The organism is Geitlerinema sp. PCC 9228 (genome assembly GCF_001870905.1).
In the GTDB taxonomy this organism is placed as follows: domain Bacteria; phylum Cyanobacteriota; class Cyanobacteriia; order Cyanobacteriales; family PCC-9228; genus PCC-9228.
This window is the reverse complement of the sequence record NZ_LNDC01000175.1, coordinates 24,004-33,589: the sequence shown is the minus strand read 5'-3', so window position 1 is coordinate 33,589 and position 9,586 is coordinate 24,004. Positions and strand designations below refer to the sequence as shown.

The 9,586-nt window shown below is 47.2% G+C and carries 9 protein-coding genes and 1 pseudogene; 3 read left to right on the top strand and 7 right to left on the bottom strand.

What is annotated here, in order from left to right:
• Positions 1-72: 72 nt before the first annotated feature.
• The 4 genes and pseudogenes from AS151_RS22925 to AS151_RS18655 form a co-directional block, all read right to left on the bottom strand.
• Complete coding sequence (locus AS151_RS22925; protein ID WP_084639748.1) at positions 73-1,611, bottom strand: reverse transcriptase domain-containing protein; 1,539 nt, start codon at positions 1,609-1,611, stop codon at positions 73-75.
• Positions 1,544-2,188, bottom strand: a pseudogene (locus AS151_RS21005) (IS607 family transposase). The gene AS151_RS22925 and the pseudogene AS151_RS21005 overlap by 68 nt, the downstream one beginning before the upstream one ends.
• Positions 2,189-2,427: 239 nt before the next feature.
• On the bottom strand, positions 2,428-2,577 hold the full coding sequence (locus AS151_RS18660) for a chlorophyll a/b-binding protein (RefSeq protein WP_071518584.1): 150 nt from the start codon (positions 2,575-2,577) through the stop codon (positions 2,428-2,430).
• A gap of 334 nt (positions 2,578-2,911) precedes the next feature.
• On the bottom strand, positions 2,912-3,094 hold the full coding sequence (locus AS151_RS18655) for a hypothetical protein (RefSeq protein ID WP_071518583.1): 183 nt from the start codon (positions 3,092-3,094) through the stop codon (positions 2,912-2,914).
• A 434-nt stretch (positions 3,095-3,528) separates the two neighbouring features.
• Between AS151_RS18655 and psb27 the strand changes: the two genes are divergently transcribed.
• The 3 genes from psb27 (at position 3,529) to AS151_RS18640 (ending at position 6,119) form a co-directional block, all read left to right on the top strand.
• On the top strand, positions 3,529-3,933 hold the full coding sequence (gene psb27, locus AS151_RS18650) for a photosystem II protein Psb27 (protein WP_071518582.1): 405 nt from the start codon (positions 3,529-3,531) through the stop codon (positions 3,931-3,933).
• A 256-nt stretch (positions 3,934-4,189) separates the two neighbouring features.
• Positions 4,190-5,671 carry a family 10 glycosylhydrolase gene (locus AS151_RS18645; RefSeq protein ID WP_071518581.1) on the top strand — a complete coding sequence of 494 codons (1,482 nt, stop codon included), beginning with the start codon at positions 4,190-4,192 and terminating at the stop codon, positions 5,669-5,671.
• 157 nt (positions 5,672-5,828) lie between these two features.
• Positions 5,829-6,119: a DUF3288 family protein gene (locus AS151_RS18640; RefSeq protein WP_071518580.1), complete on the top strand. Its 291-nt coding sequence runs from the start codon at positions 5,829-5,831 to the stop codon at positions 6,117-6,119.
• A gap of 45 nt (positions 6,120-6,164) precedes the next feature.
• Here AS151_RS18640 and AS151_RS18635 read toward each other — a convergent pair whose 3' ends face one another.
• From AS151_RS18635 to AS151_RS18625, 3 genes are all read right to left on the bottom strand, one after another.
• Complete coding sequence (locus AS151_RS18635) at positions 6,165-6,899, bottom strand: glutamine amidotransferase (protein WP_071518579.1); 735 nt, start codon at positions 6,897-6,899, stop codon at positions 6,165-6,167.
• A 33-nt stretch (positions 6,900-6,932) separates the two neighbouring features.
• Positions 6,933-8,177: a cation:dicarboxylase symporter family transporter gene (locus AS151_RS18630; RefSeq protein WP_275528008.1), complete on the bottom strand. Its 1,245-nt coding sequence runs from the start codon at positions 8,175-8,177 to the stop codon at positions 6,933-6,935.
• Between the two features lie 79 nt (positions 8,178-8,256).
• On the bottom strand, positions 8,257-9,582 hold the full coding sequence (locus AS151_RS18625; RefSeq protein ID WP_071518577.1) for a transporter substrate-binding domain-containing protein: 1,326 nt from the start codon (positions 9,580-9,582) through the stop codon (positions 8,257-8,259).
• Positions 9,583-9,586: the final 4 nt, after the last annotated feature.

Below are 9,586 nucleotides of genomic sequence, written 5' to 3'. Positions count from 1 at the left end.
TGACGGCGGCTAAAGCCGCACGGGTCGCTTTTCATCCCTGCTTTAAAAGGTCAGGGCTTTCAAGCTCCCGATTCACGCCGTAAACTGCTTTCTTCTCTTTTTACAGAAGGCAAGTACCTTCTTTTTCTGGGGCTTGATTAACAATTGGCCACCGTAGTGACGTAAGTTGAACCCAAGAAAGTCAAAACCTTCTTCCATTGAGATGATTCTCGTCTTCTCCGCACTGATTTCCAGACCTCGTTCTGACATCCACTGCTTTATCTGGTCTAATATATGTTCTAGGCTTTCTTTATCCTTAGAAGTGACCACGAAATCATCCGCATAGCGAATAACTCCGAGCTTTGGGTTGATTGACTTGATGAAATCTTCCAACCCATGTAACCCAATGTTTGCTAACAGAGGACTAATCACTCCACCTTGTGGTGTTCCCATGTCGGTCGGATTCAGTATGCCTCGATCGAGATAACCAGCTTTTAACCATCCTTCCATTAAATCTCCATGTGGTATAGATTCGATCGCTGTCAGAATGGATTCATGGGCAATGTTGTCGAAGAAACCCTTAATGTCAGCGTCCAGAACCCAACTGTCTCGTCCTCCTTGCACTCTCAGGAAGCATTGCGCGATGGCATCGTGACAGCTTCTTCCGCATCTAAACCCGTAGGAATTAGGCTCAAATACGGCTTCCCATTCGGGTTCTAGTATATTCTTAACCATTGCTTGTGCGACTCTATCCCGTACGGTAGGGATTCCGAGGGGACGTTTCTTCCCGTTAGATTTGGGGAGGTAAACTCGCCGTGTTGGGTTAGCTTTGGGCATTTCCCAACTGTTCACAAGTTTCACTCGCTCGTCTGGGGTGTTTAGTACCTCCTTATCTACCCCTGCGGGGCGATTTTTATGTCCTTTCAATAAGTTTCGTTGACTTTGCATTTTGTCCAAAGAACGGCACAATCTTACAATGCGATTTATATCGCTTTCTCCAAACTCGATAAACCGATTACCATCAAATCCTGTTAGGAAAGTTCGCACACCAGGGTCAAACGCAATGAAACTTTCCTTCTCGTTGTCTTTTACTTCTGTATCTTGAGGAAGAGAAAGATAGAAATTACCATTTTTGTAAGTGACTTCTGGCGTGTAGTCTGGATGAATAACGCAAAAGCGTGTTCCGTTATCAGAACATTCAAATGCTCCTAAATTTCCCCAGTATTGGGGAAGCAGTTTCCCTTGTTTTAGGTCAGATGCTACCTTAAATTGAAGAGTTTGGGATTTGTCTCGGATGGAACGAAATCTTGCTATTTTTAATCCAGCTTGGGGATGAGGCTGTTTTTGCTTACCTTTCCCCACATATTTGGGATTCTTCTTGGTTTTAGACCATGCGGAGTAAGCACCCATCACCGCTCGATCTAAGATGGCGGCAGGAAGTTCCTTTTTTAACCAGTCTGGTCTGATTTGAGCCTTAAAAAAAGTCTTGAAGGCTTGCTTTCCAGTCCCTCCAATTCCTGTTCGGTCAAAGCCCTGATGTTGGTTTAAGTACTCTATAGCCAGGTTATATGCTTTCCGATTCAGTCTGACCCACTTTTTTAGAAGATGGCGTTGTTCTTGGTTCAGTACCATTCGATACTGGGTGCAAGTCTTCACGAATCAGTTTTTTGTACTTTCGGAGTCCGTATAATCGACAACTGAAGACGTGGATGATGGCAAGGATATCTTCAACCATCTCTCGTTCTGGAGATAAGGTCACTTTGCTGGAGAACCACGAGTTGACAACCTTGTCTTTCGCAGACCCATTGGATAAGTTCAACGCCGAAACGGGCGAGTCGATCTTTATGACAGACCACAACCATTGAAACATCTCCTGCGAGAACTCGTTCCAATAGGTCACGAAGTTTTTTTCTTTTGAAGTTGAGACCCGACGCGATTTCTTTGACGAGTTCACCGTTGGGGAAACGAGCGAGAAGAAAGTCAGCCTGTCTCTCCAGGTCAGGTTTTTGAGCATGACTGCTAACTCTGGCGTAGAGGAGAATTGCTTTCTCTGATGGAGAAGGGTTGAGGATTGATTCGACGTTGTAACGTCTTTGCCCGTTTGGGTTCGGATGGTTTCGATTTTCCCAGCTTCATCTCATCGGAGAAGGGTTCGGAGTGAAACGCCGAGTTTTTCTTGGGCGACTCTGGCTGGCACATACTTCGGCATTTAAAAAAAAACAATTTAATTGACACATGAGAATCTAGCTTGGAAGTTAAGTAATGTCAATTGATGTACAGTAATTGTTCTTCTAGCAGTCAACTCCCATGCTCCGTATACCGTTTGCAACTCTTAACCCCAAAAATAAAAATCTGGGGCGCTTCACCCCAGATTTTATGAATTTATATTAAGTTGGTGGCAACAAGGTGTTTGATAGGATATTGCTTTTTGCAGCAATTATATCAAATCTACATCAAACCGATTTGAGAGAGGATGCCTTGTCCGGTTAGATATTCGGTGGCTATGCCGATGATGAAGCCTAGCATGGCTAGACGACCGTTCCAGGTTTCGGCGAAGGCGGTGAAGCCAAATTTGTTGGTTTCTTGTTGTTCGGTCATATGGAATTACTCCTTAAGTCAACCCATCTGTTAAATAAATTAACTTAACTTTCTTAAAGATGCAACATTTTGTTACAAATTTTGAGCGCCCCAGGCCAAGACTGTTTTCCAGTACGGCTTTCTGGGGCGCTGGTGGTTCGATTCCCCTATTTTGGCAATGTAGGAAACTCCTAGCCGTGACGTAGTTGGCGCGAGTTGGCGATGCTGGGAAGCAGGGATGCCCCGCTTATTTTGATTAAATTTTATTAAGGTATCGATAATTGATACCAATCGCCTTTTGTTTTCGGAGTTCGATCGAAGAGCGGGCAGATTTTCTACCAAAAACGGGGGTTACCTAGCTAAGCTGACGAAAATCTCGTGAAACACCGCTGCCAGGTGGTGGCGATCCGGTGGGTTCTTCTTCGCTGTTGGCGGTAGCGAAGTTGGTGGGGAAAGATGCGATGTTGGTAATGGTTGCGGCACTGGTTCCCAGCGCGATCGCCAACAGGAGGTACTGTACTTGCAGCCAACGTTTCATAGATGTCACCCCTTATCTAAATCAAGAGTTTTACGCTTATAGTTTATCGACACAATGGGTGTGCCGAGATGGATTCGCGAAGAGAGCTAGCTCATCCCCGGCGACATTCCCCTCGGCGAGCATTTTTCCGCCCTGCCCAGACGTACTTTTAACGCAGTTGTAGCACATTTTTGACGGCGGCTCAAGCTGCACGGGTCGCTTTTCATCCCTGCTGGGAAAGAGGCAGGGGTTTCAAGCTTCTGTCCTTTTTTCGTAAATATTCTAGAGAAATTATCGTTTTCAACCAACCACCCCAGACCAGCGTTCCGATCCCGCCGCTGTTGGGTAGTTCGGTGGATATAAGAATTTTCCCTTCTAGGGGAGCAAGGCGGGAAGCTGTCAACTAAAGTGCAATTCAAGATAGGATCGGGGGTTAGTATAGTTTTTTGCCAGCTATGAGACACTATTTGCCTCGATTGCTAGCCCTGCTTTTAGTAGCCGTCATTGGCTTGGTCGGCTGTTCCAATGTGGGTGGCAACGCTACTCTAAGCGGTAACTACCAACAAGACACCTTGGACTTGGTAGAGACCTTGCGGTATACCCTAGAACTACCCCAGGATGCGCCGGAAAAACGGGAAGCGCAGGCCGAAGCCCGCGAAAAAATCAATGAATTTGCTTCTCGGTATCGTCGGGATGATTCGGTTTCCAGCCTGCCTTCGTTTACTACAATGCGTACCGCTTTGAATGCTTTGGCAGCCCATTACAGCAAGGAGACCAGCCGTCCGTTGCCTCCCAAGGTGAAAAAACGGGTAGAGTACGAGTTGAATCAAGTAGAAGCAGCCTTGAAGCGAGGAAGCTAGCATTTTTCCCCAAGGTGGCCATAAATACCCAGGGATTTTCCCCGAACGGCGTAAATAAGTGCGTATTAGTGAATAGACAGCGAAGCCGGGTTTTCTGAAGAACCCGGTTTTTTCTGGCAACATAGAGGAATGTTCAACCGTCTGGTTCTAAAGCGAACACCGATTGTTTTGATTGGGGTAGGTAGCAGTGGCTAGATTGCAGCGTCAACATGGTTTCCCCTGGCTACGAAGGTTGGGAATTTGTCTGAGTCTGCCGATGGCGGGCATTTTCCTATCTGGCACTTCGGTTTTGGCCAGCACTGATGCTTACTGTCATTTTTCCCAAGAAGCGATCGCGCAAAAAAATCGCCAGCGCCAAGCAGCTTTTGCGGATTCCCCAGCAACGACCCCAGAAACTGCCCAACAGGCATACCAACGCCTGATTCGCCAACATGCCCAACAACTGCAACAATGCCGCCAAGAACATTGGCTGCAAAATCAAGCTATCTGGTTGCGTTTGTATCCCTGCGATTTACAACCGGGGTCTTTGGAAAAAGTGCTCGATCGCATTGTGAATAAAGGCTACAATCGGGTGTATTTGGAAGTATTCTACGATGGGCGGGTGTTGCTGCCGCCGGATGACAATCCTACCCCTTGGCCTTCTGTCGTTCCCGAGGAGGTCGAGCTCGAAAATACCGATTTGCTGGAAAAAGCGATCGCCAAAGGTCGCGAACGGGGATTGCAGGTGTACGCTTGGATGTTTACCATGAATTTCGGTTACTCCTACGCCCAACTCCCCGACCGCCAGGAAGTGTTGGCGCGCAATGGCAAAAATCAAACCACGTTGGAAGTAACAGGGAAAACGGGCATCCACGCCCAAATCGGTACGGGCAACCACAGCGAAGTTTTTATTGACCCCTACCATCCTCTGGCGCAGCGGGATTATGCTTGGTTGGTGGATTCGGTTTTGCAACGTCAGCCGGATGGGGTGTTGTTAGATTATTTGCGTTATAAGCGCGGCAATGGTGAAAATTCTGTGGTGACCAACGTATCGGATTTATGGATTCATGGGGAAGCTTCCCGTCAGGCTTTGTCCGCTCGTGCTGACAATAAAAAGGGGCGGGAACTGATTCGCCGGTTTTTAGACCAGGGATATATCACTATTAGCGATTTGAAAGCTTTAGAAAATATGTATCCCGATGAGAAAACTCCCATGTGGCAAGGTCGTTGGTTGCCGGCAGAGGCGAAAAAGGCAGATATGAGTTTGTCTCAACGTCAGGATCTGCTGCAAAGACAGCTTTGGTATTTGAGTGTTGCCCATGCAGTACAGGGGGTTTTGGATTTTTTCGAGGAAGCGATCGCGCCGATTCAAAAACGAGATATTCCCACGGGGGCAGTCTTTTTTCCCGGGGGCAATCGCCCGGTGGGAGAGGCAGGGTTCGATTCTCGCTTGCAGGCGTGGGACCGTTTTCCCGAGTCCGTCCAGTGGCATCCCATGCTGTATGCTAAGTGTGGGGAAACTGGCTGTATTGTAGATGAGTTGCAACGGGTTCTGGAGTTCGCGAGCAACCAAACGGAGATCGTACCGGCTTTGGCGGGAACTTGGGGGAAAGTTACCAACAATCGCCCGGCTTTGGAAGCGCAAATGGCAGCAATTCATCAAGCCGCCCCAGAAATTGACAGCATCAGTCATTTTGCTTACTCTTGGCAGGAACCGGAATCGGACCGGGAACGTAAGTTTTGCAATTTATCTCCCTAATTTGGTAATATTTTATTGACTTCGACTGGTGTTCAATTGGGGATAGCCTCCTGTAATCCCTATTGCTAAGGGGGATAGCAACAGCCGGGGTTCTCAGAGCGATTCAATCTATTCAAGCGGATTTTATATTATTTAGCTGATTTCATTCGATAGGTCCATGGCTGAAGAGCAACGCATCGTACAACACCCGCAAGAAAAAAGCGATCGCGCGATGGTCGCTTCCCTACTCAACAGCGAACCAACTTCCTACAATCTGGCGGAGGCGGCGCGTTTGCGCATTCGCTATGAAGGGTTTCCCGGTGCTAAGGAAATTAAACAGGAGTTGGATACCCTATTGCAAAATTGGCAGCTTACGGAAGAGGAACTGTTTGCCAAAACCCGAGAAATTCACTGGTCTTCTCCGGTATACAACCGGCGCAATCAGGATACCCAGGAGGATTGGATTTAAGATCCACCGCAGAAATAGCGATCGCTGCTTTTCCAGAGAATCCCCCTATGCGGAAGGTTTGGCGGAAACTTCTGTTGTTTCTACCGCCGCCAGCCATTCCTGCCAGAGGTGAGGCGCTTGTGCTTCCAAAGCAGGGGCATAGCGCGCCGTTTCTTGACGCAACCCAGCGACACTTAAGTCAGCGGCGGTGCCAATCTGACGGGCATGACCGATAAACCAGCGTTCTAAATTGGCGGCGGTCACTTCTGGGTGAAACTGCAATGCCAAACCGCGATCGCCCCAGGAAAAAGCTTGGTTTTGACAAACGGGGGTAGAGGCAAGTTGGGTAGCGCCCTCGGGTAAATCGAAGGTATCTCCATGCCAGTGCAAGACGGAAGTGCGTTCTGGTGAGAGATGCTTTAGGGGAGAGGTTTTGCCGGCGGGGGTCAGTTCCAGAGGCGACCAGCCGATTTCGGGGGTGCCAGGATAAACCCTGGCGTTGAGGGCACTCGCCATGAGTTGGGCACCCAAACAAATTCCCAAAGTGGGTAAATCGGCTTGCAAGCGTTTGGCAAGCAGGCGAATTTCATCATTTAAAAATGGATAGTCTTCGTTGTCATAAGCGCCAATGGGACCGCCCAAAACCACCAACAAATCTGGCGTGAGGGGATCGAGGGTCTGGATTGGGTTCAACCCAGCTTCCAGATAAGTGATTGTATAATTGCGTTGTTGGAGGGTGGTGGTTAAGGTTCCCAAATCTTCAAAAGGAACGTGTCGGATGGCAATGGCGTTTTTGGACATAATGACAGCTTTGGCAATCGATTTTTTTAGAGTTTAGCAGATGTTTTGATGCTTGGGGATGGGCTTTTGCGGTTGCGCTAAGATAGCAGCGATCGCGATAGCGGTTAGGAGGGTGGAAAGTTCTCGAAAAGGGGCGATCGCCACTTCCACAGCGCGCAACAAAACAAATACCGCTTCAAAGGGAAGTGCCAATGCACTGAGGATGGGAGCGAGCAATCCTAAAAATACGCCGCCACTGGCAAATTCTACTGATGCGATCGCGCCAACCATTGACCCCACAAAAACAACCCCCACTTCCGCTAGAGATAGGTTGGTATTATACAGGGTAGCCACAAACAAAACGGCAACGCTAAAATAAATAACCGAACCCAAACGAAATATGGAAATAGCTAGAGGGGCAATCAAATTCGAGGTTTCCCGGTCGAAATGCAAAGATTCGTGTAAAGATTTAATGGTATTGGGAATAGCTGACAAACTTTCGCCAGTAGCCAGTACGTAAAGAGCAGGGGATTTCACGGCTAAGTAAATTTCCGTTAGCGATCGCTGGGAACGCTGCCAAACAATCAAGATACTTGCCAAATAGGTCAAAAAAAATACGCTCAAAATGGCAATAAAAAACCCTTGCATAGCTTGCAATCCCGCCCAACCAATGCGATCGAAAATCGTGGCGATTTGAAAGCAAACTGCTATAGGTAACAAATACTGAAACCAACTGACGGAGAGACGGAGAATTTTTTCCAATCCTTCTAATAAATTAATAAAAATCTGTCGCCGTTCGGTATCTAAAGAACCCATGAAAATACCGGTCAAAAAAGCAAAGAATACCACTTGTACGGTTTCTCCCTCGCTGAGGGCATAAAAAATATTTTGGGGAATTACCCCTAAAAGATACTCAAATAGTGGATTTTCTGGAAAAATATCAGTTGCTCTATGTTTTAGAGGCAGTTCGATGGTATCTTGAAGCCCAGTTTCGGAGAAGATTTCTCCAAATTTTACTAAATTTTGGGAAGTAAATTGAGCGAAATAATCCAAGAGTTTGCCCGAAATTTCCATCGCGATCGCGACGATAAAAAAACTACTGACTAACAACAAACCCAGCACTTTAATTCGTTCCCAAAAGGTATGGTTGGGAATAAATTTGATAGCCGTTAGGGAAATACTCAAAAACAAAATTGGCAGCACCCAAGCCCCCAATATCCGGAGGTAAAGCTGGCTGTAAGGTGCAATAGCAACCACCCAATCGTGATGCAACAAACCAATAAAAACGCCCACAACCATACTCAGAAAGAATGTTTTTGGGTCCTGGAGAATTGCCGCAGCTATGTGCAAAATACGATAGAAAAGTTTGCCATCATTCTCAATCGCTTTCATCATCTTCTTTTATATATTTATCGATAAATTCATCGGCTGTATAATCGATATTTTGGTGAGTCAAATAGGTATTGACAAAATTCCACAAGTGGGTGTAGTTCCAAGGCAAAGCAATGGCAATGAGATCCTGCGTATCGGTAAAAGCCACTGTGGTAAAAGCGAGGCTTTCTTGGGGGCGATTGAGGATAATTTTCTTCACTTCAATTTCATCGCGAAAAGCTGCCATAATTTCGCCTTTGCGCGCGGCAGCAACGACTTCATCCCACGTAGGAAATTCCTCAATGGAAGCTTCGGGGAACCAGTTTTTGGCATATCGTACGAATTGGCTGTTTTGGATAACGCCAATTTTCTGGCCAGCTAAACTTTGAATCAGTTCCGCTTTATTTTGGTTTTTGGCTGCCCTTTCCAATTGCAAGCGATTGACCAACAATCCCTGCCGCATGCGGATATAAGGCTGAGAAAAGCGTACTTTCACCGATCGCGACAGACTTTCACTTAGCTTAGAAATCGCCATATCAGCTTTGCCCCGGTAGGCCAAATCGACCACTTTGTTAAAATCCGTTTGAGTGCGGTCGATCAGCAGATCCACCTTTAAAGCTTCTGCCAAACCAATGGCAATCTCTACATCCAACCCGCACAAGCGACGTTCTTCACCGCGTACGGCGTTCAATCGCGTATTTCCTAATACTGAGATATTGATGTTTTTTGTTGGTTTCGGGCAGCGAGAACCATCACCACTATCGCTCATGAAAAAGGGTGGCGTATCGATTCCGCGCATGGCTACGATGAGTTGTCCCCGTTCTAAAATTTTGCGTATGTCTGGGGATAAGAATTCTACTGCTTCTTGAGAGAATTGTGAAGCTGAAATGGGGGTGTTGGTTTCAGGTTCTGGTTCTTTTTTCTGGGCGTTGAGTACGCGCCAAGTTTGCGGACCAACTATCCCATCCACAGCAATTTGGTTCTCTGCTTGCAAGTCTCGAACCGCTGCTGCTGTTTGCGGACCAAAAAATCCCGTGGCTGGGCAAGAAAAGTATCCCCAGTCTTTTAATTGCTCTTGTAAGGTCGCGATCGCGTTGCCTTGCATGCCGCGTTGCAACAGTGGCGTGTTGGTGTTGCTGGGAACTGGTGGCGGGTTGGTGGCGCTGTTGGGTTTTTCTTGGGAACAGGCGGTCGGCTCTGGGATGGTTTGGGCAATTGCAGTGCTGGGAGTTTCCTCTGCAGGGGGTTTTGGCTGCGCGATCGCTACGGCTGCCATTAAGCTACAGACAACGGTCAATCCCAGAATCCAGCGTTTTTTGAAATTGGCAAACATAACC

Bases quoted from the DNA above. Each gene is read 5' to 3' on its own strand.
- AS151_RS18635 (WP_071518579.1), bottom strand. From the start codon at position 6,899: ATGTCCAAAAACGCCATTGCCATCCGACACGTTCCTTTTGAAGATTTG.
- AS151_RS18660 (WP_071518584.1), bottom strand. From the start codon at position 2,577: ATGACCGAACAACAAGAAACCAACAAATTTGGCTTCACCGCCTTCGCC.
- AS151_RS18655 (WP_071518583.1), bottom strand. From the start codon at position 3,094: ATGAAACGTTGGCTGCAAGTACAGTACCTCCTGTTGGCGATCGCGCTG.
- AS151_RS18625 (WP_071518577.1), bottom strand. From the start codon at position 9,582: ATGTTTGCCAATTTCAAAAAACGCTGGATTCTGGGATTGACCGTTGTC.
- AS151_RS18640 (WP_071518580.1), top strand. From the start codon at position 5,829: ATGGCTGAAGAGCAACGCATCGTACAACACCCGCAAGAAAAAAGCGAT.
- psb27 (WP_071518582.1), top strand. From the start codon at position 3,529: ATGAGACACTATTTGCCTCGATTGCTAGCCCTGCTTTTAGTAGCCGTC.
- AS151_RS18645 (WP_071518581.1), top strand. From the start codon at position 4,190: ATGGCGGGCATTTTCCTATCTGGCACTTCGGTTTTGGCCAGCACTGAT.
- AS151_RS18630 (WP_275528008.1), bottom strand. From the start codon at position 8,177: ATGGTTGTGGGCGTTTTTATTGGTTTGTTGCATCACGATTGGGTGGTT.
- AS151_RS22925 (WP_084639748.1), bottom strand. From the start codon at position 1,611: ATGGTACTGAACCAAGAACAACGCCATCTTCTAAAAAAGTGGGTCAGA.